Below are 25,901 nucleotides of genomic sequence, written 5' to 3' on the forward strand. Positions count from 1 at the left end.
TTGTCGTTAATACAACACCAGCATCCTATAAATTCCTACCTCAAAAGAAAATATTCATAAAAAACAACTGAAAAGAAAATGAATAAATATAGTTTCAAATTAATGATTATCAATATTTTACAGCTAAAACAAGGGAGCTAAAAAAAGCTGAAAATATTTTCAGGGATGAGGTTTTAGCAGTCGCCCTGGTTGAATATTTCGTTTTATGCAAATAAAAAATAGTTAAACAAAAAAGGTGTGATCTTTAGACCACACCTTGTTGTTCTGTGTTAATAATACTTACTTACTCAAGTACATTTTGCGTCTGGAGTAAAGCTCGTAGAATTCATCGTCCTTAAGACTTTCGATAAACAAGATGGACTCTCCTGTACTCTTCATCTCTGGTCCGAGTTGTTTGTTCACATTCGGGAATTTGTTGAATGAGAATACTGGTTGCTTGATAGCATAACCTTCTAATTGCGGATTGAACTCAAAATCGGTCACCTTCTTATCGCCCAACATGATCTTGGTTGCATAGTTCACATAAGGCTCACCATAAGCCTTAGCGATAAATGGAACTGTTCTAGATGCACGTGGATTCGCTTCAATGATATACACTTGGTCGTCCTTAATGGCGAATTGAATGTTGATCAAACCTACGGTGTTAAGCGCTAAAGCGATCTTTTTCGTGTGGTCTTTGATCTGCTGCATCACAAACTCGCCCAAATTGAACGGTGGCAAAGTAGCATTGGAGTCTCCGGAGTGAATTCCACAAGGTTCAATATGCTCCATAATACCTATGATGTAGACGTTCTCTCCGTCGCAAATGGCATCGGCTTCTGCCTCTATCGCTCCATCCAGATAATGATCCAGTAATAGTTTGTTGTTAGGGATTTTACGCAACAAGTCTACTACGTGAGCTTCCAAATCTTGCTTGTTGATCACGATCTTCATTCCTTGCCCTCCTAATACATAAGACGGACGCACTAATAATGGGAAATCTAGCTCATCTGCTAGGTCTAGTGCTTCATCTGCAGTCTCAGCAACACCAAATTTCGGATAAGGAATATTGTTCTCCTTCAATAAGGTAGAGAAGCTTCCGCGATCTTCGGCTAGGTCTAGAGACTGATAACTGGTTCCCATGATCTTTATGCCGTAACGGTCTAACTTTTCGGCCAGTTTTAAAGCTGTTTGTCCTCCAAGCTGCACGATGACACCTTCTGGTTTCTCGTGACGGATAATATCGTAGATGTGTTCCCAGAATACCGGCTCAAAATAAAGCTTGTCTGCTACATCGAAATCTGTCGATACAGTCTCTGGGTTACAGTTGATCATGATCGTCTCATAACCGGCTTCTGAAGCCGCGAGCACTCCGTGTACACAACAGTAATCGAACTCGATCCCCTGCCCGATACGGTTAGGACCAGAACCTAATACGATAATCTTCTTTCTATCTGTAGCAGGACTGTCATTCTCCACAAAGGTCTCTCCTTCTGGGGACGTCATTGTATTCTCGAAGGTCGAGTAATAATAAGGCGTTTGCGCTTGGAATTCCGCAGCACAAGTATCTACCAACTTATATACGCGACGTACATTGAGTTCTTCGCGCTTGTTGTAAACCTCACTTTCCAAACAGCCCAACATATGCGCTATCTGACGGTCTCCATAACCTTTTTGCTTGGCCTCTAACAGCAAGTCGCGGCTCAGCGTGTCTATGGTATAATTAGATATCTCCTTCTCTAGGTGATATAATTCTTCGTATTGCTTTAAGAACCACATATCAATCTTCGTGATCTCGTGGATGCGTTTAAGTGGGATTCCCAATTGAATGGCATCGTAGATCACAAAGACACGGTCCCAACTGGCGTGGGTCAATTTGTCTATGATCTGATCGTAGTTCGTATAGCCTTTTCCGTCTGCTCCTAAACCATTTCTTTTGATCTCGAGCGACTGCGTGGCCTTGTGCAGCGCTTCTTGGAAAGAACGCCCGATTCCCATCACCTCTCCTACAGCCTTCATCTGTAGCCCTAGTGTGCGGTCAGATCCTTCGAACTTATCAAAGTTCCAACGCGGGATCTTTACGATCACATAATCCAAAGTTGGCTCAAATAATGCCGAGGTGGTTTTGGTGATCTGGTTCTCTAATTCATCCAAGTGATACCCCATGGCCAACTTCGCTGCGATCTTTGCAATAGGATATCCTGTCGCTTTAGACGCCAAAGCAGAAGAGCGCGATACCCTTGGGTTGATCTCAATGGCAATGATCTCTTCTTCATCGTCTGGGCTAACGGCAAACTGCACATTACAACCTCCGGCAAAATCACCGATAGAACGCATCATATGGATAGCCATATCACGCATCTTTTGGAATGTTCTGTCAGAAAGCGTCATGGCCGGCGCCACGGTTATAGAGTCTCCAGTGTGGATTCCCATCGGATCCATGTTCTCAATGGTACAAATGATCACCACGTTGTCGTTACTGTCGCGCAGAAGCTCTAGCTCGTATTCCTTCCAGCCCATCATGGCTTTGTCTATCATCACCTCGTGGATGGGTGAAATCTCTAGACCTCGCGTCAAGGCTTCGTCGAATTCTTCTTCGTTGTAAACGATGGACGCCCCTGCTCCTCCTAAAGTAAAGGAAGCTCTAATACACAGTGGGAATCCGAATTCTTGGGCGATCTCCTTTCCTCTCAAATAAGAGGTCGCTGTTTCTTGCGGTGCCATGCCAACACCAATTTCTTCCATCAGATTACGGAACTTCTCACGATCTTCTGTAATGTTGATCGCGTCTATATTCACCCCAATGATGTCAACACCGAAGTCTTCCCATATTCCTTTTTCGTCTGCCTCTATACACAAGTTCAAAGCGGTCTGTCCTCCCATAGTTGGCAAAACAGCATCGATCTGCGGATGCTCCTTTAAGATCTTTACAATGGATTTGGTATTGAGCGGCAATAGGTAAACATGATCCGCCATAGAAGGGTCGGTCATGATGGTTGCCGGATTGGAATTGATCAGAATAGTTTCGATTCCGTCTTCGCGAAGTGAACGAAGTGCTTGGGATCCTGAATAGTCAAATTCACAGGCCTGTCCGATGATGATCGGCCCGGAACCTATGATGAGAATGGATTTGATTTTTTCGTTTTTTGGCATGGATTCTCGGCGGGTTTAAAAATCGTATAAAATTACAGCTATATAGGCACAAAAAAAAGGTGCTGTTTAAAGAAACAACACCTTTTTATATACAGATTATCAACATTATTTTTTGTGACGTGGTTCAGAAGACACGGTTAATTTCTTACGGCCCTTTGCACGTCTTGAGGCCAATACCTTACGGCCATTTACAGACGCCATGCGCTCTCTAAACCCGTGCTTGTTTCTTCTTTTACGTTTCGATGGCTGAAAAGTTCTTTTCATCGTCTGTTTCCTTTAGTATCTTCTTGAAATGTGTTTTTGTGACCTGTTTCAAAGTCGGCTGCAAATATACAATCATTTTTTTCTTTCACAAAGGCAAGTTGAAAAACTTTTTTTCCTTAAAAAATTAGTTTCTTTGCAGCTCAAGATCTCGTATTATGAAATGAGCGCAAACAAATTGAATTACTAGTGTGCAGAGCATTGTAGTTTAATTTTTTGTGCGAAAGCAAAGCGGTTGATTTATGCAGGTAATTTTTATTTGCTTGATTGACACGTGAATAAAAATTACCTAGTAAATGAAATTTGTGAAATCTATCTTCTATTTACTGCTTTTTGTCACCACCACAACAGTGGCACAACAGCAATTAGGCTACAACCTTAAAGTTGGAGACAGCTTTAGTCTGACTCAGAAATCAGTGCAGACCATAGTGCAGCAATTTGAGACCGAGGGTATGACTATGGACATTGAATTGATCAATGATGTTCAGGCTGAGTTTCTAATGACCGTGGTAGAAACGCATCAAAACTCTTATATAATAGATTTTGAGTTCACTAATTTCGCCTACCAAATGCGATCTGATACCATGGGGACCGTTATTGATGTTGATACTTCTGCAGAGTTAGACGAATCAGACATGACCCAAGCCATATTTAGAGGTCTTTTAGGAGTGACCATGACCATGGAAATGCTAAAAACAGGAAGAATCATTGATATCACAGGTGGAGATGCGCTGATAGACAATATGATCAAGAACTCTGGAATAACCGACGAGACGCAAATACAAGCCATGCGCGATGGCATGGAAAAAGAATACGGAGGACAAAAGATCGCTGCCGGTTTTGAACAGTTTACCTATATCTACCCAGAGACCAGCAAGAAAACAGGAGAAAGCTGGGAAAATTCTATAGACGGAGAATTAAAAGCGGAGCAAGTTTGGACCTTGGCTGCTTTTGACCGCAATGTTTTGAGTATCGTTGGAGTAAGCGAAGTTGAAATGGAAAGCGACTCCGGCACCACAAGAATCAAGGTTAAGGGAACTCAAAACACACAAATTGAGGCCGATCCGGCGCACGGTTTTATTAAGACCTATCACTCAGAATCTGTTACCGAAGGAGAGTCCTTTGTAGACAGTTACGGAGATAGCGCTATCCCAACAAAAATTACAACCATTACTGACTATACCATAAACTAATGTTTAATAAGTATATCAAATTAGTACTCGCCACAGCTTTAGTGGCCCTAGCCGTTTGGCAGATGACAGAAGATTACATCGGTAACGGGATCATGTTGATTCTGCTAGCCGGAGTTTTTGTATTTCTTTATTTTAAGAACGAGTTGATCCTTCTAGCCTTTTTAAGACTGCGAAAGCAAGACTTCCCAGGGGCCAAGAAATGGTTAGATCGTATAAAGAACCCCGAAAGTGCCTTGGTGCGCAAACAACAGGGGTACTATAACTACCTCAATGGTATGATGGTTTCTCAGACCAATATGAACGAGGCTGAGAAATACTTTAAAAAGGCCGTAAGTCTTGGTTTGAATCTGAATACCGATCTGGCGGTAGCTAAGATGAATCTTGCAGGAATCGCGATGGCCAAGAACCGCAGACGTGAAGCGCAAGCCCTTTTATCCGAAGCAAAAAAGCTCGACAAGCACAATATGTTGTCCGATCAACTTAAGATGATGCAGCAACAAATGAAGAAGGGCGGACAACCCAGACAGCAGTTTCAGCGTGGCGGCAGACGCCGATAGGTGTAAGAAAATTACTTCTTTTGTTCGGCTAAAAATTTGGAAATCAAGCATTTTTGTTTAATTTCCCTGCTGAATCCACCCCTATCTGCCTATGGTGAAACTACTACACCTAGTGCTCTTATTGTGTTGTGTACAGGCCTTCTCGCAAGGGATAGACCCCAGACGCCTCTTTTCTTATAAGGTCAAAGAACACCTCAAACAATACGCCAATAATGCAGATAATGCCTATGCTGCCAAAGACTACGAACGCGGAGAGTTCCTATTTGATTCTTTAGTACGCAATGTGGTCAACAAGAGCTATATGGACAACTTTAAGTTCAAGAAGCTCTCTGGCAAAACGGTGTCCTTTCACGAGTATAAAAAACCAGTTTTTTTAATGACCTATGCCTCTTGGTGTACTCCCGGAGCCGGAGAGATCCCTGCCTTGAACAAAGTGGTAGAAGCCTACCATCCGTATATAGATTTTGTCATCTTGTTTTGGAATTCAAAAGACCAGGTGAAAGCAGTAGCCAAAGAGTATCACTCCAAAATAGACGTGGTCTATATTGACGAGACCGAAAACATCCACGACCATGTGATCATCAGCATGAAACACAGCCTTGGGTTTCCCACCTCTTTCTTTATTTCTTCCACAAAACAGATTTTAGATGTTCGGCGCGGTGTGCTCCATCCATACGCAGAAGAGTACGAGGTCTCCTATTCCTTGAACTATGATGCCTTTTTAGAGGGAATCGCTTTATTGTTCACAGAGGAAGAAGCTCCTTACCTCAAATCACTGATAGGGCAGAACTGATTATTGCCCCATACTATACACCCCTTCTTTAGGAATGGTTATGGTGTATTTTTTACCCGAAGCATTTTTTAAGTAAGTATCTCGCAGCCAAGGGTTGTGCAACTTGAGAATCTTGTAGTTGATGTTGAACTTTTTAGCAAAGGCTGGCATATCGGTAATGGCCGTATCAACCACTACTTCGTATGTCGGTATGGGCTGATACAGATCTTGCTCTCTGAAATTGAATCCGTATTTCTTCGGATTGCTCATTATTTCTTTAAAGGCCAATATTCTGAAAAGATATCGACTGGTTTCGTCATTGAGCAAGAGGTCGTAATAACTGCCAAAAGCTTCTTGTCGTTTCTGTTGTTTGCTTATTCCGGCATTGCCAGCGTTGTAGGCTGCAGCGGCAAGCGTCCAGCTACCAAAACGCTCTTTGGACTTTATGAGATATTCTGCGGCCACTTTGGTGGCCAGCTCCAGATTGTATCGCTCGTCAACATAATCGTTGATCTCCAGGCCGTATTCGCGGCCAGTGCTCTTTAAAAAATGCCAAAAACCTGCTGCTCCTGCTGGAGAACTGTTGTTCTGTAATGCACTCTCTGCAACAGCTAAATATTTAAAATCATCTGGTAAACCATATTTAGCCAATAAAGGTTCAATGATCGGAAAGTATCGGCGCGCCCTTTTCATGATCAAAAGGCCGTTAGATTGCCAATAGGTGTTGACCAAGAGTTCTCTATCCATGCGTTCGCGAATATCCGGGTCACTTAAGGGCACAGGCTCCCCAGCAAAACTCATTTCATCTGGCAAAGGCAGGGCGTAAATGTTATAGTCGTTAACGATCTTGACCTCCAGGTTCTCATCTGTTGGGGCATCTTGCACAGCGTTGATCATTAGGCCTGCACAACAGACCACTAGAATCAGGGTTAATACTTTGTTATACTTCTTCATGGTTCACTCTTTTAATCCCACACTAAAGATAGCAAATACCACCAGCTAGCACAATATTTACAACGGCTTTAACAGCTTGAGCAAAGCAACGGTAACGGCCTTAGCCTTATAGATGATCATTGCGTGGGTTCCGCCCTTAATAACAAAGGCCTGATTAATGTTCTTTATTGGAAAAACAATATCCTTGTCTCCGTGGATATGTTGTACTTCTGGATCTGCTTCTTCTCGTGGCCAACAGATCATCATCTTAATGGCCCAATCCAGGTATTTTTTATTTCTGACCGATAGATAGATGTCGTAAAGTTGCAGTCGCTTTTTAGAACGCGGCCCAATGGCAAAACGTGTTAGATTCTTTGTGTTTACCACCAAACCTGTTGGCAGCACTTGATACAACCGACTTTTTTTAGCAAAGAGGAAGCGGGTTGGCATTTCGTCTTTGGTCTTAACGCTCGAAATAATGATCACCTTAGACTCCGGTAAAAAAGCTTTCATTTCTTGTGCCACGACACCGCCAAAGGAGACCCCAACCAAATAGCATTTGGGCGTGGTGACCCGCTCGGCCATTCTTTTGGCATACTGCTGCAAGCTTTCCTCCTCATCGGGGATCATCCACTCCAAAATAGTGGTTTGGAATTGATCTCCGGGTAAATGTATTCGTTCAAAGATTTCTGGGCCGGCTGCCATTCCCGGAATGAAATACAAGTTTATTGAAGGTTGCGACATGCGATGTTTCTCGTTAAAAATCAAGCTAGAAAAAAAGAATTTTCGTAACTTTACGGGGTAAAATTAGCAATATTTCTGTTGAGATTTGCTTGCTTTTACAACAGATTTGGCACCTTCTGGATTATAGGCTAACTAATTAACAATCAGAAGAAAACAAACTAGAAGCCCAAGCTGCACCCAACCCAGACTTACTTATGTTGTTCTGTACTGAGCCTCAAGGCATTCAGTGAAAGCATCTGGTAACTAAAAAAATTGAAAGATGATAGAAGACGTAGAGATCAACGACAATGAATTTCTAAGACAATTCGAACTACAGGTTGGCGACAATATGGCGCGAATCGAATATTCTCTGCAAGAAAGAAAGATCTTCCTCACCAAATACTTCATGCCGGAAGATATGGAAGAACAAGGCTTTCGCGATATTTTCATCAAAGCTGTTTTTCAGGAAGTAGAAGATCGCAATATCCGCTTGGTACCTACCAGCCCCGAAATTGCCGCTTTTATGCGTAAGAACAGAAGAATATACAAAGATCTGCTTCCGGTTGGTATCTCTATTTAGAGTGCTCCGGCTGCTTGTAATTTTTCAAAACGAACAAAGCCCTCCTCGTCTATTTCGGTCAACGTGACCTGATGTAAGGTATTGACCAAAGCAGGGTCCCAAGGCATACGAACCTTTACGTAGTTCTCTGTAAAGCCGTGTATATATCCTGACTTGTTTTCTCCTTCAAACAACACTGTACGCGTTGTGCCAAGTTGCGATTCGTAAAAGGCTCTTCGCTTTTTTACAGAGAGTCCTCTGAGCATACGTGAGCGCTTAGCACGAACTTTTTGAGGTACTGGATCGGCCATAGCAGCTGCTTCTGTATTATCACGTTCGGAATAAGTAAAAACGTGTAAATAAGATATGTCTAAAGCATTCAGATAATTGTAAGTCTCTAAAAAATGCTCCTCGGTTTCCCCAGGAAAGCCTACAATGACATCTACTCCTATACAGGCATCGGGCATAACCGAACGAATTCTAGCAACACGTTCGCTGTAAAGTGCAGTTAAATAACGGCGTTTCATGCGCTTGAGCAAGGCATCGCTTCCGCTTTGGAGCGGAATGTGAAAATGCGGAACAAAGCTATTGGAACTGGCCACAAAGTCGATGGTCTCGTTTTTAAGCAGATTTGGCTCAATAGATGAAATTCGCAAACGGTGTATTCCAGGCACTTTATCTAGGGCCTGAACCAACTCCAAAAAAGTGTGCTCGTGCTTTTTATTTCCAAACTCGCCCTTGCCATAATCCCCTACGTTCACTCCAGTAAGTACTATCTCTTTGATCCCTTTGGCAGCGATCTCCGCAGCATTCTTTAACACATTCTCTAAAGTGTCACTACGAGAAATCCCACGAGCAAGTGGAATGGTACAATAGGTACACTTATAGTCGCAACCGTCTTGCACCTTTAAAAAAGCACGGGTTCTGTCACCTATAGCATAAGAACCCACATAAAAGTCGGCCTCGTTTATCTCACAAGAATGTACTTGTCCATAATCGTTCTTGCTCAGGTCGTTGATATAATCGAGCAATTTGAACTTCTCCGTAGCGCCTAATACGAGATCTACCCCATTGACGTCTGCCAATTCTTGAGGTTTTAATTGCGCATAACAGCCAATGGCGGCAACAAAAGCATCAGGGTTGACCTTTTGGGCTTGCTTTACAATGGTCTTAAAGCGCTTGTCTGCATTCTCTGTGACCGAACAGGTGTTGATAACATAGATGTCTGCCGGCTCATCGAACTCCACACGTTCAAAGCCTTCTTGTACAAATCCACGAGCAATGGTGGAGGTTTCTGAAAAATTCAGTTTGCACCCCAAGGTGTGGAAAGCGACTTTCGGTTTGTTTTTATGTGCGACTTTTAAGGACAAATCAACAGGCTATTTTATTATCTTTACCGGTATATGCATAAGCACATTCAGCGGGCAAAATTACAACTTAATTACAGGAACTTAAAATTTATGGCGAGGGTATCGTCACTATATGCTTTAGGGTTTTTATTGCTGATTTTAAGCACATTGAGCTGCACTACTGAACCCGATGCGGCACGCGATCACTTGGTCTTTCGATACAATGAGCACAGCAATGTTTCTTCCTTAGATCCCGCTTTTGCTAGAAACCCAGCCAATATCTGGCCTACCAATCAACTCTTTAACGGCCTGGTCCAACTAGACGATGCACTAAACGTACAACCTGATATTGCAGCGTCTTGGACCTATAATGACAGCACATACACTTACAGTTTTAAGCTGCGTAAGGATGTGTATTTTCATGAAGATGAAGCTTTTGGGCCTCAAAGGACCCGTTCGGTAGTCGCTGCGGATTTTGTTTATAGTTTTAATCGATTGATCGACCCCAAGATCGCTTCTCCTGGTCGCTGGGTTATGAATCCGGTGGAGGAAGTGAAGGCAGTTAACGATTCCACCTTGACCATTAAGCTCAAAGAAGCCTTCCCTCCTTTTTTAGGCATGTTGGGTATGCGCTATTTCTCTGTAGTTCCTAAGGAGGCGATAGCACGCTATCAGAATGATTTTAGAAAGCATCCTATAGGCACCGGACCATTTGCTTTTAAGCTTTGGGAAGAAAATGTGAAACTTGTGCTCAGAAAGAATCCCATCTATTTCGAAACTGATGAACATGGCGAAAAACTGCCCTATCTTGAGGCTGTTGCAATTACTTTCTTACCTGACAAGCAAAGCGAATTCCTCCAATTCGTTCAAGGGAAATTAGACATGGTGAACAGTTTGGACAATTCGTATAAGGATGAGATTCTCACTGCGGATGGAAAACTACGAGCGAAATATCAATCCGAAGTAAAACTTTTAAAGAGCCCATTTCTAAATACAGAGTATTTGGGTCTTTTCTTGGGAGATACTACCAGCATTCTGCAATATAAAAGTCTGCGCCAAGCGATTAATTACGGTTTTGACCGCCAAAAGATGATCACCTATTTGCGCAATGGTGTAGGTATACCAGCAGAACACGGCTTTATTCCGCAAGGATTACCAGGCTATAATGATAGTATTGGTTATTCTTACAACCCACAGAAGGCCCTTGAGCTGCTCAAACAATACAAAAAAGAAAGCGGAGACAGCCAACCGCGGATAAGTATAGGAACTAACAGCCAGTATTTGGACTTATGCGAATACATTCAGCGGGAATTGGAAAAGATCGGGATCTCGGTAGCCATAGAAGTATTGACACCAGCTACCTTAAGACAATTGAAGTCCAGCGGGGAACTCGATATCTTTAGAGCGAGCTGGATAGCTGACTATCCGGATGCTGAGAACTACCTCTCGCTTTTTTACAGTAAGAACTTTACTCCGAACGGCCCCAATTATACGCACTTTAAAAATGCGACTTTTGACAGCATTTATCAGGTTGCTTTAAATGTTTCTGATATTGCAGAGCGCAAGCTACTTTACAAACAATTGGACGCTATAGTGATGCAAGAAGCGCCCGTTGTCCCACTGTATTATGATATGGCACTGCGATTTGTGAGTAAGGATGTAGAAGGTCTCGGGATCAATCCGCAGAATTTCTTGGTACTCAAGCGGGTCAAAAAATCTAAAAATAGTAACTAGATGAGCTTCGGAGTCATACAGGCTATGGTAACTTCGCTTAAGAACAACAAGCGAAAAAGAAAGTCACGCTTTGATAACAAGGAGCGTGGGATGACAGGGATATACGGCAAGTTTGAAGATCATAAGAAGTTTACCCCAGCCCAGATGGCGGCTTTTCAAAAGAAGGTCAAAGAAGAGCGTAGAAAGCTATTATTAAAACAACTATTTGTTTTTGGCCTGATCTTCTCTGTGATTATTGGCTTTTTCTACTATATGATGTTTGTGCGCTGATCCAAAGGTTTTTAAGCGTAAACTTTGCACATATTCATAGCCATTTAGAATACGCAGGCTTTGAGACCTAAGGAAATTTCAAAAGGCAGAGTTATTACTGGTGATGACGGGGGATTCCATCCCCTCCCCAATTAAATTTAACTCCTATTTTTTCAGCTTGAAAACATTACCAATTCGTGTTTATAAATTCAAAGCTCAAACACAGATGACTTTTGCACGCTAGAAGTATTTTCTATCCCATTAAGAGTAATAAGAAATTAAATTTTCTTGAAGATCACTGTGGCTAATCAGGTGGACGATAAATGACAGCTACGAATACGAACAGAGATGCCGCAGCGGGTTTTTCTTTTAGTAATACCGCGATAATTAGAGTTCAGCATGTTACCCTAACTTGCGGGGGATTCCATCCCCTCCCCAATTAAAATTACAACATCTAATAGCATCAAAGAAATTGACCTGCCACAGCTTTATGAATTTACACTGCAATTAATTTGGACAATAGCACACCCTTTAGGCATACACTCCTGAAGCAGCAAATGACAAGATGTAAAATTCTAAGATAATTTAGACTAATCGCGGCGCCATTTCGCGGTCTGCTCAAAGACATGTTCCATGATCTTTTGATCTTCTTGGGTAAATTCCACACCGCGCCGTCCCATCATGGCTTTTGCGGTTTCAAAAGCTTTGTTGGTCTTGTAGGTCACCATACCCGCGGCTCCACCCCAACTATAACTGGGCACAAAGTTTCTCGGAAAGCCACCTCCATAGATATTAGCGCTTACACCTACTACCGTTCCGGTGTTGAACATAGTATTGATGCCGCATTTGGAATGATCGCCCATCATAAGGCCGCAAAACTGCAACCCAGTTTTGGCAAATCCTTCTGTGCTGTAATCCCAAAGGCGCACTGGCGCATAGTTGTTCTTTAAGTTGGAGTTGTTTGAATCTGCGCCCATATTACACCATTCACCCAAAACAGAGTTGCCCAAAAAGCCGTCATGGCCTTTATTACTGTAAGCAAAAAGCACGGAATTATTCACCTCACCTCCCACCTTGCAATGAGGTCCAACAGTTGTTCCTCCGTAAATCTTAGCGCCCATTTTTAAAGTGGCTTGTTCACATAATGCAAAAGGACCTCGGATTGCACAGGCTTCCATAACCTCAGCATCTTTACCAATGTAAATGGGCCCTGCCGTAGTATTTAACGAAGCGAGATATACTTTGGCTCCAGGTTCAATAAATACTTGATCTTTATCTCCAATAACATGAACTCCAGCTTCTATAGGGGCAGAAACCTTGTCTTTGGTCAGCCATGCGAAATCACGGGCAATTGCCTCGCCATTATATTTGAAGATATCCCAAGTATTCGCAATGCGGATCACATCGTCATAACTGTATTGGATCACCTCCGTAGCATCAAAATCCACTTCTTCGCCCTCTTTAGCATAAAAAGCTAAGGGCTCATCCTCATAAAATAAAGCTTGACCAGGCTCTAGGCCTTTAACGATCAATGCTAAATTATCTGACGGCAAGAAAGACCCATTTATCAAGATATTGGCCTCCATTTCTACCATCGGATATTTACCGGATAGATAATCTTCTGTAACCGTTGTAGTAGTGTAACCTAAGAGAAGCTCCCACTTTTCTCGTATGGTGAGTATCCCAACACGGATATCGGCCACCGGGCGTGTATAGGTAAAAGGCAACAATTGCTCGCGAACGGAACCGTCAAAGAGAATGTAGTTCATAGTGCTTATTTGTGGTAGTAAAACTAACAAAAAAAAAGCCTCCGATCTCTCGAAGGCTCTCTGCAAAATAATAACGTATACTTATTTTTTGTACTTGGCGTATTTGTTCTTGAACTTGTCAATACGACCAGCGGTATCTACCAATTTAGACTTACCAGTGTAGTAAGGGTGTGAAGTTCTAGAAATCTCCAACTTCACCAATGGGTACTCTTTTCCATCTACCTCGATAGTTTCTTTGGTATTGGCTGTAGATTTGGTAATAAAAACATCGTCGTTTGACATGTCTTTAAAAGCGACAAATCTGTAATTTTCTGGGTGAACTCCTTTTTTCATCTTAATCTTCTTAAAACTTCACATTTTTGAGGTTGCAAATTTAATCATCTTTTATCAATGTACAAGCATTCTTTTTTATTTTTTGATGCTCTTTAGAAAAGATTTAGAAATGTAACGAATTCTTATCTTTGTGTACTAACCAACCAAACTAAACACTTCTACGTATGGAAAATCCACAACCTTCGGTTAAAAACATTGCCTTGAACTACGGTGCCTTATGGGGTCTTGGTTCTATTGTTATCGGCGTATTGACCTATGTCACCAACACCTATATGGATCGCCCTTGGTGGTCTACAGTATTAGGCTTCGCAGTGATGATCGCAGCTATTGTGCTTGGTCTTAAGGCTTTCCTAAAACAAAATGAAGGCTACATGAGCCTGGGAGAAGCTTTAAAAAGCGGTATGGGCGTTACTTTGATTGCTGCCATTATTGGGGCAATTTGGATGTATGTATTTATCACAGTTGTTGAACCGGATTTCATCAATAAAGTTGTTGAAAATGCCCAGACGCAAATGCTAGAGCGTCAACCGGATATGCCACAAGATCAAATGGATGCAGCCATGGAAATGACCAGAAACTTTACGCAGCCATGGATTATGGTGACAATTAGCTTGGTTGGAACACTCTTTATGGGATTCATCACTTCGCTGATCGCAGGTTTGATCATGAAGCGCAACAACCCAATGGCATAAGTACAGCATATGACCTTATCGGTAGTAATACCTTTACTTAACGAGAAAGAATCGTTACCCGAATTACACGATTGGATTGCATCAGTGATGCAGTCCAATCGTTTTTCTTATGAAATTCTCTTCATAGACGACGGTAGTACAGACGGTTCTTGGGATACTATCAGAGAACTTCAGCAAAAGGATCCGAATGTAAAAGGGATCCGCTTCTTGCAGAATTACGGAAAGTCACAAGCCTTGCACGCAGGTTTTAAAGCCGCTGTGGGTGACATTGTCATTACCATGGATGCAGATCTGCAAGACAATCCAGAAGAGATACCAGAACTCGTTGCCATGATAACAGACCAAGGCTATGACCTGGTTTCTGGTTGGAAGAAAAAGCGCTATGACAATACCGTAACCAAAAATCTACCTTCTAAGCTTTTCAATTTTGCAGCTCGCAAGACTTCTGGAGTTAAGCTCCACGATTTTAACTGCGGATTAAAAGCCTACCGAAGCACCGTGACCAAAACCATAGAAGTAACGGGAGAAATGCACCGTTATATTCCGGTTCTTGCAAAAAATGCTGGCTTTAAAAAGATCGGTGAGAAAGTGGTGAAACACCAAGCGCGCAAATACGGAACCACTAAATTTGGGATAGAACGCTTTATCAATGGCTTCTTAGACCTAATAACCATATGGTTTCTTTCGCGCTTCGGAAAACGCCCAATGCACTTCTTTGGCGCATTAGGGGCTTTAATGCTGCTGATAGGTTTTTTGTTTAGCCTCTATTTGGGCATTGACAAACTTTTCTTAAACAAGACTGGCCGACTGATCACCGAGCGGCCTCAGTTTTACTTGGCACTTACAGCCATGATCATGGGAACCCAGTTCTTTATGGCTGGTTTTATCGGAGAAATGGTGCTGCGTAACCGCGACAAGCGCGAACGCTACTACATTAGTGAAACGCTCTAACGCCGAATTAGCGAAAAGTGTCCTCTGGCATTACGCCCATCTGGCAATTCGATCATATACCAATAATCACTAGAAGGCATAGGATTACCTCGATAGGTACCGTCCCAACCAGCTTGATCGTGTCTTAAATTTCTAAGGATCTTCCCGTAACGATCGTAAATCTTGATATTGGCTCCAGGAAATTCCAATGCATTGAAGATATGCCAGGAATCGTGGAATCCATCGCCATTAGGAGTAAAGTAGTTCGGTGCGCCTCCGACAAAGATATCTTCTTCGTAGATCAGACAGTCTTCCGCATAGACAGCTACGCGTCTTGGCCCGGCCAAAACATTAGTAAATACATTAGCTGACTGCAACAGCCCACCATCTAACTGATATTGCCAAGGCCCTTCTTCTGTGATCTCTACAGTTATAGTATTCGAATCTTGAAAATCAACCACAACAACATTGATCTCCGTAGGAACAGGAATAGCCACCACATTAATCGTAATAGTCGTATTACATCCTACTCCATTGAAAACATCAACCACATAAGGCCCAGGTTCACTCACTACAATGGTTCGGGTGGTCTCTCCGTTTTCCCACAAATAAGCTGCATAATCTCCTGGATCCAAGATCACCTCATCTTCATCTGGACAGATCTCTAAGCTAATATCTTGAGCTTCTGGCACAGGTCTAATATCGGGCAGTATGCGACCAATAAAGGCGCAGTCATTATTGTATTCTATGCGGTAATAAACGGCTAGTTCGGTATCAAAGGCCGTAAATTGGACCTGATCTATCAGTGGATTGAGCTCCAACAGCGCATCATCTCTGGTATCGTAAAAACTAATGTCTGCTCCGGGATAAAGTTCCAACAATTGGGCCTCAAAATCTACCAAGTCAACAATTGCCTCAAAATCTGGATTGTCGCTACGGTTACATGCCACTAAGGTAATATCGCCCGCATAAGCCATGGGCTCTACAATAAGTGTTACTTCTGCAATGGCGAAACAAAGCGCATTCTCAAATACTCGCACATAGACCACTTGCCCATTGAATTCATTCTCATAGCCAATTTCTGGCAGTGCATTCTCATTATTCTCGGCATCTGCTAAAGTCCTAAAAAAGTTCACCGTAAAGCCTCTAGGGTCCCCGACAAGCTCTATTAAAGCCTCATTGAGATTGAATTGTGAGATGCCGTCATCCACCCCATCAATATCACATTGTACCAATTGCACTCCTGAGTTCACAATGGGAGCATCCCCTATCTCGACAAATTCAATATAGCGTTGGGTGGGTCTGGTCTCGTATTCGACATCTAAAGTCACTGTATAAACACCAGGACCAGTAAAAACGTGTGTAGGGTTAAGTAAGGTAGATGTATTGTCTGCGCCACTCGCCGGATCGCCAAAATCCCAGTTCACTGCGACTATTGGATCATCCGCTGTTATGGTGAACTGAGTGGCATCGCCCAAGCAGAAATTCTCGATCTCAACAATACTTTCAAAGAACGATTGAATAAATGGCGGCAAACCAAATTTGGTAGAACGTCCGCCCAGATCGGTATCAAATAGTCTAAAATCACTGTCCAAACGCGGAAAATTTGGCGTACGGATCACCGAAAGATTGTTATTGGGTATCGAATGGTAGATCTTTTTATCGATGGCGATCTGCAAGGTACCTGCCAGATCACTGATAAAAGGATTTGGAATATCAGCTATCAGAAAGCGTGAACCCAAAACGTCGGGATCGGTAAGGTCGAATTGAATGATATTGATATTCTCCGTGGCCCCCGTATCTGAATTGATGGTCTTTCCACTCGCATATAGCTTGGATGAATCCGCAGAAAACTCTACCCCGTAAAAGACCAGATCAGTCCCTAAAACCACCTCATTACTCACAACCCCAGTTTCGGTATCGAAGTCGTAAAGCAAGAATTGCCCGGTAAAGGCAGGTTGAAATATGGCGTGAGCAATGGCCAGTTGCTTCCCGTCTGGAGAGCTTTTCATAGCTCCACGGATGTTATTGAAGTCGTTTATATTAGGCCCTATAGTAGAAATTACTGGTGTTGGATTCAAGCCGGTATCGTCTACGAAATAGGCGTAGAATCTATTCTCATAATGAGTGATAACCCAATAATTCTCACCATCTGCTGCTCGAACACCAGTTATCTTTTCAGAGCCCTGCGGCAAAAGATTCACATTCTTATCGGTCACGTCGCCCAATCCCCCAGATAGGCTCATGTCTACAATCGAATAGTTGAACCCGTTTCCGCTGCCTCCGTCCTGATAGGCCTGCACCACATCAGAGGTAAATACATAATAGATCTCTGTGGATCCCGGCTGCGGAATCACGAGCGCCGACTGCGTAGCAGAGAAACTGCCATCGAGATCTTCTCCATTGGGCATGACCTCGTGTAAACGGTTCCATACATTGCGACCCTCAGTGTAGAACAACAAAGTTCCCTCTGGAGTTGAGATGGTCTCACAGCCCTCAACAGTATTCAAAACTCCGTCCAATCGCGGGACAGGAGAACCGCTGTTAAAGTCTAAACCTGCATTACTGCCAAAGAACCAATTGGCCGCTTCACGTTGTCCGTAAGCAGTACCCATCAGCAGTAACAGAATGAGGTATAGCAGTTGTCTCAAGGGTGCAATTTTTGGTTAAAGATAAGGATCAGATTCGTTTTTATTGTTTGTCTAGTCGGATTCTAGCCGGAACTGTCCCCACGCCCGTACTGCCGTCAAAGCCCAAATAACCTTCAACAAGCCAGAGTTCAAATACCGCATCTTCTAAAGGACTCAAGGGAGCGTAATCCACATCTGGACCCAATAGAATGTCATTGGCCAATTCACTGCAATTGGCATTGAGCTTTCTGAGCTGATTCTCCCAGAAAAAAGATTCATTGCAACCCACAGTGAAGTAAAAACTCCTCGGACGGCCATTGGTAGGCGATTCCGGCGGTCCGGGAAACTGGATCTTGCGCACATTTTGACTAGGTCCGGCTGTGATCTCTACCAAGTGTGGTGGGCCAAATGTCGGGCCAAAAGGTCCGTCCTTGACGCTGGAATACCAATACGTTCCTGTAAAAAGATCATCGGCTATAGGTCTTACCAAAGGAATGGCATAGCGATATGGAGAACTGAAATAAGTTTCAAACGCAATGATACAAGAAGCCCCACTACCTACGGTAAAGGTTCTGTCGTCTTGCAGACGGATCAATAGGCGCAGTACTATCTGATCTCCGCAACTAGTAGCCGATACAGGAACCGATAAAGCCTCCAAAACCTCGTTAAGACTGTATTCCAGATTGAATCTGGGCAGTCCTGCCGGGCCTGTGTCAATGTCTTCTTTCTTTATAAGGTCTAGAAATACTTCGGTGTCGGCTATGCTGCCATTGTCAGATTCGCGGTCGATATATTGGGCATAGACCTCGATCTCTTTAAGCAGGCCTCCGTCTTCAAAATCCTGCTGTTCTACAATAGCTGTGAAACGACTTTCTGGCTCGTCTATATTGAAATCCGCTTGGACAAAATCTACTGTACGCAAAAAAGAACCGTAGGTGACGCCTTCAAAAACTTGGTCTATGGCCTTGTCGTCGTCAGAACATTGCACACAAAGGAGTCCTCCTAGGAAAAGTAATAGCAATTTTTTCATTGATCAGAAGTTGGTACTCGAAAATAAGCTGCGATTGTATTATTTTTGGTAAATCCGATAGACGTTTACTCTATTTACCCCCTATAAACGATCTGAAAAGACTTATAAGCTTTTCTAAAAAAGCAGGCCTGAGAAGGCGAAATATGTACCTTTGTCAATAATTCAGACTGATGATTTATATAGCACCAGAAATTTTAGAGCGCGTGAACCAATGGTTGGTTCCATTTTTCGACCACAACACCCAACAAGAGATCAAGGAGATGATCGCCAACGATCCGAAAGGTGTGGAAGATTCCTTCTATAAGAATCTTGAATTTGGAACCGGAGGTATGCGCGGTATTATGGGCCCGGGAGACAATCGGATCAACAAATACACCCTGGGCAAGAATACCCAAGGCCTTTCGCAATATTTAAAGCAGGAATTCCCAGGTGAAGATCTCAAAGTTGCAATTGCCTATGACTGCCGCCATAACAGTAAAAGCTTGGCTGCAGAAGTAGCCAATGTCTTTTCGGCCAACGGTATAACAGTCTATCTGTTTTCTGACTTGCGCCCCACTCCGGAACTTTCCTTTGCTGTAAAGCATCTGAATTGTCACTGCGGAATTGTACTAACTGCCTCACACAATCCACCGGAATACAACGGTTATAAAGTGTATTGGCAGGACGGAGGTCAACTAGTACCACCACAGGATAAAGAGATCATAGCGGTGATCAATAAACTCGCATACACCGACATTCAGTTCGAAGGTAATTCTTCGCTGATCCATAAAATAGATACCGAGCTAGACGAAGCCTTTATAAAAGCTTCCCTAGCCAACGGAATGAAGGATACAACTCCAGAGCAGCGCGCAGCGCTAAAAGTAGTATTTACACCTTTACACGGTACTTCGGTTACTGTGATCCCAGAAGTACTGAAGCGTGCTGGCTATTCACAGATGCAAATCGTAGAGGCACAAGCAACACCGGACGGAGACTTCCCTACTGTGGTTTCTCCTAATCCAGAAGAGCCAGAGGCACTTTCTATGGCAATGCAGATTGCAGAACAAAGCGGCGCGGATATGGTCATCGGAACCGACCCGGACTCAGACCGCTTGGGTATTGCTGTTAGAGATGAGCATGGAAAAATGACCATCCTTAATGGAAATCAGGCCATGGTGATCAAAACGCATTTCCTGTTGGCGCAAAAAGCAGCTGCCTCTGGAATAAAGGCTAACGATTATATAGCGTCTACCATAGTGTCCACACCTATGATGGGCGTGATGGCAGAAGACTTTGGTCTTCCTTGCGAGTTGGGACTGACCGGTTTTAAGTGGATAGCCAAGATGGTCAAAGATATGCCAGAGAAAAACCTGATCGGTGGCGGAGAAGAGAGTTTCGGGTTTATGGTCGGGGATTTTGTTCGCGATAAAGACGCAGTTACCGCCAGTTTGTTGGCCTGTGAGATCGCAGCCCAGCAAAAAGCCAAGGGAGAGACACTGCTCGACTACGCTATTGAACTCTACAAGAAATACGGGGTCTATCAGGAAGAGCTCATATCTTTTGTAAAACCGGGCAAATCCGGAGCAGAAGAGATCCAAGCCATGATGAAATCACTAAGAGAGACTCCGTTAAAGGAGATCGTGGGAGAGGCTGTTGTACGTATTGACGACTTCCAAAACAGCATCAGCACCCACCCAGACGGATCGCAGACCGCGATAGACATGCCAAAATCCAATGTACTTATCTATTGGACAGCACAAGGCACTAAAGTGGCTGCTCGCCCAAGTGGCACCGAACCGAAAATTAAATTCTACCTAAGTGCCAATGCGCCTTGGGAAGGAGATTACAGAAAAACGCAGACGGCCCTGCTAAACAAAATGGACCGCATTGCAGAACAATTCAACCTGCGCTAGTGCATTATTTTAAACAGATCATTTCTTTTGCGCGTCCCTACAAGCGTTACGCTCTTGGGAACATAGTGTGTAATGTTTTTTACGCCCTATTCAGCGCCCTTTCTTTTGTGACCCTGATCCCTATGCTCGATGTCCTCTTTAAAAATGAGGTTATCGAAGGAGATGCGGGTGTAGTTAAAGCACCTGAATGGACTGGCTTGCCAGACACCATGGATTACTTTAAACAGTATATGGCTTTTCAGGTGGATCAATACGCCCAAGATGACGCCTCTAAGGCATTGATCTTGGTGATCGGTCTGGTGATCGTGATGTTCTTCTTTAAGAACATTTTCAATTATTTGGCCATGTACTTCATCACGTTTTTGAGAAACGGGGTACTGAAAGATCTGCGCAATGCGCTCTTCGATAAGATCACGCGCTTACCAATAGCTTTTTATTCGGAAAAGCGCAAAGGAGATACCATTGCGCGTATCTCTAACGATGTCCAAGAGATACAGCATTCGTTCTTATCTATATTGGAATTGATAGTACGCGAACCGCTGACTATAGTATTTACCATAATCACTATGCTGCTCATTAGCGGCAAGCTTACCATTTTTGTATTTGTGTTTATTCCTATTTCGGGATTTATCATTTCTAGAATCGGGAAGTCCTTAAAACGCAAATCCGACCGTGTACAGGCAGAACAGGGAACCTTTCTTTCTATTATAGAAGAAACCTTGGGCGGCTTAAAAGTTATCAAAGGATTTAATGGCGAAGGCGCTTTTAACAAGAAATTCCAAGCCTCTACCCTGCGTTTTTACAACTTTTCCAACAAACTGCTAAACCGTCAGAATTTTGCCTCTCCTACTTCGGAGTTCTTGGGGATCTTTGTCATCGCAATTTTGTTGTGGTTTGGTGGGCGTATGGTTTTGGTAGATGGGACCCTAGACGGCAGCTCTTTTATTGCCTATATGGGATTGGCTTATAATATTTTGACTCCTGCAAAAGCGATCAGCAAGGCAAGTTACAGTGTAAAACGCGGTAATGCCGCTGCACAACGCGTCTTAGAAATACTCAATACCGAATCTAGCCTGGAGGACAAACCCAATGCCATGCAAAAGGAAAACTTTGATTCCGAGATAAATATAGACAGCGTGTCCTTTAAATACGAAGATGAATATGTCTTAAAAGATTTCTCTCTGCAGGTCAAAAAAGGCCAAAGCGTAGCCTTAGTAGGGCAATCAGGGAGTGGAAAATCCACCATTGCGAATTTGGTAACTCGCTTTTACGATGTAAACAAAGGCAGTATCAGCATAGATGGCAGTGATATCCGAGACATTACCAAGTCTTCGCTCCGAGGACTTATGGGCTTAGTTACACAGGATTCCATCCTCTTTAACGACACCATTAAGAACAATTTGCTGCTTGGGAAACCAGATGCAACCGAGCAGGAAGTTCTCAAAGCTTTAGAGGTTGCCAATGCCTGGGAATTTGTCAAAGACCTACCACAGGGCATAGAAACCAATATCGGGGATTCGGGTAATAAACTCTCCGGAGGGCAAAAACAACGCCTGAGCATTGCTAGAGCGGTTCTTAAGAATCCTCCTATTATGGTATTGGACGAAGCTACCTCCGCCTTAGACACCGAATCTGAACGTCTGGTGCAAGATGCTTTAGAAAATATGATGAAGAATCGAACCTCTATCGTTATTGCGCACCGGCTATCAACCATTCAGAATGCAGACCTTATTGTGGTAATGCAGAAAGGAGAAATTGCAGAACAAGGCACGCACGAAACACTACTAGCCAAAAAAGGTATTTACCATAGCTTAGTGAGCATGCAATCGTTGAATGCCTAAAATGATATTCAGCTTCTAAATATTCAGGCAAAAAAAAAGCAGATCGATCGATCTGCTTTCTTTTTAACTACTGCTGTATTTGGGGCTCACAGCAGCAGTATGATTTAATTAACAACGAAGTAAAAGTATATTACCGAATCGACATTTCCAAAAAAAATATGCTTTTTATCTGATTTTTTATGCATTTCATCGATATATAAATTTGCAGGAATAATATTTTCCTACAAACAAAGTGAAGAATGGAATTACAACTTAAAGATGATCTAATTGTAAATAAAAACGGGCAAACCCCCGCGGTAAGCCCGTTTTCGTAAAATAACTAAAGTAGTTGGGGCTACATTTAGTGAACAGAAGAATGTTCTTGAGCGCTAATGTATACATATTTTTCCTACAAAAAAATTTTTATTGCTTTTTATCGATAATTTTTAACGTTTTATCTGATTTTTTATGTGAATCCCTTAATTCAAGCTGAAGCAATAACCCAATTTAGCCACTAATTTGACCTTAAAAAGAAAAATTTGAGGAGCAGATTAAACCTTTTTGATACCTTATGGTCTTAAGGAAAAACCACTACCATTGATAGCCGAATCTAGTTTAGTTGATCAGTTGAAAGCTCCCGAAACGCGGGAAGCCGCTTTCAGTACACTGATGTCTACCTATAAAGAAAGGTTGTACTGGCATATTAGAAAGATGGTATATTCTCATGACGACGCAGACGATGTGCTGCAAAACACTTTTATTAAAGTATACCGCAGCATAGAGAATTTTAAAGGCGAGAGTAAGCTCTACACTTGGATGTATCGCATAGCGACTAACGAGGCGATCACCTTTATAAACAAGAAAGCCCGTCGGATGGAAATTGGCAACGAAGAGGTACAGCAGTTGGCGGTGGCTAATTTAGCCGCCGACCCGTATTTTGAAGGCAACGAAATTCAGCTTAAATTACAGGAAGCAATTGCCAAGCTGCCACAAAAGCAGCAGTTGGTTTTTAATATGAAGTATTTTGACGATATGAAATACGACGATATGTCCGAGATATTAGGCACTTCCGTGGGAGCCTTGAAAAGCTCTTATCATATCGCCGTTAAAAAAATTACCGCTGAGCTCAAAAGCGATTAAACCTTTAATACGCTGTTGAGTCATAGCAATAAGAACATGAACTTGGACAATAAAAATATCGAACCAAATTTTGGCGTGCCAGAAGGCTACTTTGAAGGCTTTGAAGCTGCTGTGCAAGCTCGTATAGCCGAAGAGGAGCTGCGAGCACTAGTGTCGACTGCTGGCTTTATTGCTCCGGATGGGTATTTTGACCAACTTGAACCTAGTATCAAGCAACAGCTGCCTGAAAAGCAGACCAAAGTCATTTCGCTTTTCGGTAAAAGAACCCTTTACGCGGTGGCCTCTGTTGCCGCAGTGGTAGTTTTAGTGGTCAATTTGATTGGCAACGGTAATGGGAATAACGAAAACACTTTGGCCTTAGATCAAGTGGATCCGCAGTTATTGGTAGCCTATGCCAATAGTGACGCCATTGCCTTTACAGATGCAGAATTGATGGATTTTGTCTCAGAAGAAGATCTAGAGGCCAGCTTGTTCAGCGAGCAACAACTTTCTGACGAATCTATTGAGACCTATTTATTGGAAAATCTAGACGATATTGATTTTATTACGACTTACGAGGAATAAGCCCTCAAGCCAAAACAGACAAACATGAAAAAATTCTACTACATATTATTATTGAGCTTTATGCTTATAGGGTTTTCTGCGGATGCCCAACGGCAACGGCCAAACCCTGGGGAAATTGAGGCTCAAAAAACAGCTTTTATAACCAACAATCTGGACTTGACCCCAGAGCAGGCACAAAAGTTCTGGCCCATCTATAACGCCTCAGAGAAGCGTATGGAAAGCATCAGACGGCAGCAAAGAGAGGCGCTTATGAAAGTGCGTCTTAACGGAGGTGCAGTTTCAGATTCCGAGGCCTGGGATCTAATAGAAAATCTAATGTCTTGGGAGCAAAGCATGCTGGACGAGCGCAAGAACCTGGTCGCGCAACTCAAAGGAGTGGTAACTCCGCAGCAAATACTAAAGCTAAAACGAGCCGAAGAGGAATTCAAACGCAGACTCCTGCAAGCCATGCAAAGACGCAGAAAGAATTAAGATGAGCGAGCCTTCGGGTTCGCTTTTTTATTTAAAGATGAGTTTATCTATCTTGCCATAACCGCTGGCAAAGGCTGTACTATCGTTAACAAATTGGATGTTGTAATAAGACTCCTTAGTTAGTTCTACCCAAGATTCGCCTCCATCATTAGAATAGGAAACTCCGGGAATTCCAACTGCCACTATCCCCTGCCCTTTGGTATTTGGCAAATAACGAACACAGGAACGATATCCCGGACCAGCCTGATCACTGATCAAGTTCCAAGTCTTGCCACCGTCTGTGGTGATCGCCTTATTACCGCCATTGTCCTCTTTTGCGTCCCAATTTCCACCAAAGATGATTCCATTCTTGGCGTCTTGAAAGGCTACAGAGTAGATGCCCGTCATGGCCTGGCCTTCTATAATAGGGGTTTCGTAGACCTTCCAAGTTTGCCCGCGATCTGTAGTTTTGAAAACTCGGGCGCGTTTTCCTCCGGAGACCAACCAAGCCGAATTACCAAAAACAGCAATATTGGAATTGCTAGCCGCGAACGCCGCTTCCCCTTCTTCTGTAGCCGGCAAACGATCACAAGGAACCTTGGTCCAACTATCACCGCCGTCTGTGGTTAGAATAACTGAAAGACAGCCATCTGTAGGGTCGCCCATAGCGATACCGTGCTGATCGTCCCAAAAAGCCATGGCGTCATAAAACACCTTAGGATGTGTCTCTGTATAAACATCTTCTATAAAGGTAGGATTGGTCCCCTCTACTCCAATTTTATACAAAACAGCCGGGTTGCCTATAGAAAGTACAAAAACCGCATCCTTGGTTCTGGCAATGGATCTAAAGGCCAAAAGAGAATCCTGATAGCTCACACTGGCCAATTTTGGGATCTGCCCTTCTATCACACCTATCTTTCCATTATTGGCCGCAAACCAGACTGTAGAATCGTTCACGGCTGCGATGGCTCGTATACTAATACTATCTCTAAACACAGCAGTGGCCTCAATTTCGGTGAATTCAGGAGCAAGAGAATCAGTACAAGAATAAAGCCCCAAAACTAAGGAGCATGCAAACAACCAAGAGCGTAACATAAGTGATTTAATTTGCCTACAAATATAAAAGAAAGCAACGGCAAGAAGTATAATGATAATTTAGCCTTGGCTTTAGTTGGTTCTAAACAAATAA

General features: G+C 43.0%; 23 protein-coding genes. 13 read left to right on the top strand and 10 right to left on the bottom strand.

From position 1 onward, the window contains the following. Positions 1 to 279: 279 nt before the first annotated feature. Together carB and rpmH are read right to left on the bottom strand one after the other, a co-directional pair. Positions 280 to 3,132: a carbamoyl-phosphate synthase large subunit gene (carB, locus tag BTO09_RS00695; protein ID WP_087522826.1), complete on the bottom strand. Its 2,853-nt coding sequence runs from the start codon at positions 3,130 to 3,132 to the stop codon at positions 280 to 282. 105 nt (positions 3,133 to 3,237) lie between these two features. Beyond that, positions 3,238 to 3,396 carry a 50S ribosomal protein L34 gene (gene rpmH / locus BTO09_RS00700; RefSeq protein ID WP_087522827.1) on the bottom strand — a complete coding sequence of 53 codons (159 nt, stop codon included), beginning with the start codon at positions 3,394 to 3,396 and terminating at the stop codon, positions 3,238 to 3,240. A 293-nt stretch (positions 3,397 to 3,689) separates the two neighbouring features. Between rpmH and BTO09_RS00705 the strand changes: the two genes are divergently transcribed. From BTO09_RS00705 to BTO09_RS00715, 3 genes are all read left to right on the top strand, one after another. After that, positions 3,690 to 4,586: a DUF6263 family protein gene (locus BTO09_RS00705; protein WP_087522828.1), complete on the top strand. Its 897-nt coding sequence runs from the start codon at positions 3,690 to 3,692 to the stop codon at positions 4,584 to 4,586. Continuing rightward, positions 4,586 to 5,143: a hypothetical protein gene (locus tag BTO09_RS00710; protein ID WP_087522829.1), complete on the top strand. Its 558-nt coding sequence runs from the start codon at positions 4,586 to 4,588 to the stop codon at positions 5,141 to 5,143. Before BTO09_RS00705 ends, BTO09_RS00710 begins: the two co-directional genes overlap by 1 nt. Before the next feature lie 91 nt (positions 5,144 to 5,234). Further along, positions 5,235 to 5,936, top strand: a complete 702-nt coding sequence (locus BTO09_RS00715; protein ID WP_087522830.1) for a TlpA disulfide reductase family protein — start codon at positions 5,235 to 5,237, stop codon at positions 5,934 to 5,936. Here BTO09_RS00715 and BTO09_RS00720 read toward each other — a convergent pair whose 3' ends face one another. After that, positions 5,937 to 6,869 carry a lytic transglycosylase domain-containing protein gene (locus tag BTO09_RS00720; protein ID WP_087522831.1) on the bottom strand — a complete coding sequence of 311 codons (933 nt, stop codon included), beginning with the start codon at positions 6,867 to 6,869 and terminating at the stop codon, positions 5,937 to 5,939. Between the two features lie 57 nt (positions 6,870 to 6,926). Next, positions 6,927 to 7,592 (bottom strand): alpha/beta fold hydrolase, encoded by a 666-nt coding sequence (locus BTO09_RS00725; RefSeq protein WP_087522832.1) that lies wholly within the window; start codon positions 7,590 to 7,592, stop codon positions 6,927 to 6,929. A gap of 259 nt (positions 7,593 to 7,851) precedes the next feature. On the opposite strand from BTO09_RS00725, the gene BTO09_RS00730 reads away from it, so the two are divergent. After that, on the top strand, positions 7,852 to 8,151 hold the full coding sequence (locus BTO09_RS00730) for a GNAT family N-acetyltransferase (protein ID WP_087522833.1): 300 nt from the start codon (positions 7,852 to 7,854) through the stop codon (positions 8,149 to 8,151). On the opposite strand, the gene mtaB is transcribed toward BTO09_RS00730, so the two are convergent. Then, positions 8,148 to 9,500 (bottom strand): tRNA (N(6)-L-threonylcarbamoyladenosine(37)-C(2))-methylthiotransferase MtaB, encoded by a 1,353-nt coding sequence (mtaB, locus tag BTO09_RS00735; protein WP_087522834.1) that lies wholly within the window; start codon positions 9,498 to 9,500, stop codon positions 8,148 to 8,150. The two genes, BTO09_RS00730 and mtaB, sit on opposite strands and share 4 nt — an antisense overlap. Positions 9,501 to 9,590: 90 nt before the next feature. Between mtaB and BTO09_RS00740 the strand changes: the two genes are divergently transcribed. Together BTO09_RS00740 and BTO09_RS00745 are read left to right on the top strand one after the other, a co-directional pair. Next, positions 9,591 to 11,213, top strand: coding sequence for an ABC transporter substrate-binding protein (locus BTO09_RS00740; protein ID WP_087525451.1), 1,623 nt, complete (start codon positions 9,591 to 9,593; stop codon positions 11,211 to 11,213). After that, the gene (locus tag BTO09_RS00745) at positions 11,214 to 11,483 is read left to right on the top strand and encodes a hypothetical protein (protein ID WP_087522835.1); all 270 of its coding nucleotides are present in this window, start codon (positions 11,214 to 11,216) and stop codon (positions 11,481 to 11,483) included. It begins immediately after the preceding gene. A gap of 569 nt (positions 11,484 to 12,052) precedes the next feature. Here BTO09_RS00745 and BTO09_RS00750 read toward each other — a convergent pair. Together BTO09_RS00750 and BTO09_RS00755 are read right to left on the bottom strand one after the other, a co-directional pair. Further along, positions 12,053 to 13,231, bottom strand: coding sequence for a GlmU family protein (locus BTO09_RS00750; RefSeq protein ID WP_087522836.1), 1,179 nt, complete (start codon positions 13,229 to 13,231; stop codon positions 12,053 to 12,055). An 81-nt stretch (positions 13,232 to 13,312) separates the two neighbouring features. Next, positions 13,313 to 13,564 (bottom strand): type B 50S ribosomal protein L31, encoded by a 252-nt coding sequence (locus tag BTO09_RS00755; protein ID WP_087522837.1) that lies wholly within the window; start codon positions 13,562 to 13,564, stop codon positions 13,313 to 13,315. Positions 13,565 to 13,728: 164 nt separating this feature from the next. Here BTO09_RS00755 and BTO09_RS00760 point away from each other — a divergent pair, with 164 nt between their 5' ends. Then, a complete protein-coding gene (locus BTO09_RS00760; RefSeq protein ID WP_087522838.1) occupies positions 13,729 to 14,256 on the top strand; it encodes a DUF4199 domain-containing protein in 528 nt (175 codons plus the stop codon). A gap of 9 nt (positions 14,257 to 14,265) precedes the next feature. Continuing rightward, entirely contained in the window at positions 14,266 to 15,207 is a 942-nt protein-coding gene (locus tag BTO09_RS00765) for a glycosyltransferase family 2 protein (RefSeq protein ID WP_087522839.1), read from the top strand. On the opposite strand, the gene BTO09_RS00770 is transcribed toward BTO09_RS00765, so the two are convergent. Continuing rightward, on the bottom strand, positions 15,204 to 17,837 hold the full coding sequence (locus BTO09_RS00770) for a T9SS type B sorting domain-containing protein (RefSeq protein WP_157663389.1): 2,634 nt from the start codon (positions 17,835 to 17,837) through the stop codon (positions 15,204 to 15,206). The two genes, BTO09_RS00765 and BTO09_RS00770, sit on opposite strands and share 4 nt — an antisense overlap. A gap of 40 nt (positions 17,838 to 17,877) precedes the next feature. Then, on the bottom strand, positions 17,878 to 18,846 hold the full coding sequence (locus BTO09_RS00775) for a hypothetical protein (RefSeq protein ID WP_087522841.1): 969 nt from the start codon (positions 18,844 to 18,846) through the stop codon (positions 17,878 to 17,880). 170 nt (positions 18,847 to 19,016) lie between these two features. On the opposite strand from BTO09_RS00775, the gene BTO09_RS00780 reads away from it, so the two are divergent. From BTO09_RS00780 to BTO09_RS00800, 5 genes are all read left to right on the top strand, one after another. Next, positions 19,017 to 20,738, top strand: a complete 1,722-nt coding sequence (locus BTO09_RS00780; RefSeq protein ID WP_198356499.1) for a phospho-sugar mutase — start codon at positions 19,017 to 19,019, stop codon at positions 20,736 to 20,738. Continuing rightward, the gene (locus BTO09_RS00785; RefSeq protein ID WP_087522842.1) at positions 20,738 to 22,579 is read left to right on the top strand and encodes an ABC transporter ATP-binding protein; all 1,842 of its coding nucleotides are present in this window, start codon (positions 20,738 to 20,740) and stop codon (positions 22,577 to 22,579) included. The genes BTO09_RS00780 and BTO09_RS00785 overlap by 1 nt, the downstream gene beginning before the upstream one ends. Positions 22,580 to 23,155: 576 nt before the next feature. Beyond that, complete coding sequence (locus BTO09_RS00790) at positions 23,156 to 23,698, top strand: RNA polymerase sigma factor (RefSeq protein WP_087522843.1); 543 nt, start codon at positions 23,156 to 23,158, stop codon at positions 23,696 to 23,698. A 15-nt stretch (positions 23,699 to 23,713) separates the two neighbouring features. Next, positions 23,714 to 24,262 (top strand): hypothetical protein, encoded by a 549-nt coding sequence (locus BTO09_RS00795; protein ID WP_157663390.1) that lies wholly within the window; start codon positions 23,714 to 23,716, stop codon positions 24,260 to 24,262. Between the two features lie 24 nt (positions 24,263 to 24,286). Then, positions 24,287 to 24,733 carry a Spy/CpxP family protein refolding chaperone gene (locus tag BTO09_RS00800; protein WP_087522845.1) on the top strand — a complete coding sequence of 149 codons (447 nt, stop codon included), beginning with the start codon at positions 24,287 to 24,289 and terminating at the stop codon, positions 24,731 to 24,733. Positions 24,734 to 24,760: 27 nt separating this feature from the next. Here BTO09_RS00800 and BTO09_RS00805 read toward each other — a convergent pair whose 3' ends face one another. Next, positions 24,761 to 25,807, bottom strand: coding sequence for an oxidoreductase (locus BTO09_RS00805; RefSeq protein ID WP_087522846.1), 1,047 nt, complete (start codon positions 25,805 to 25,807; stop codon positions 24,761 to 24,763). Positions 25,808 to 25,901: the final 94 nt, after the last annotated feature.

The organism is Gilvibacter sp. SZ-19 (assembly GCF_002163875.1).
In the GTDB taxonomy this organism is placed as follows: Bacteria; Bacteroidota; Bacteroidia; order Flavobacteriales; family Flavobacteriaceae; genus Gilvibacter.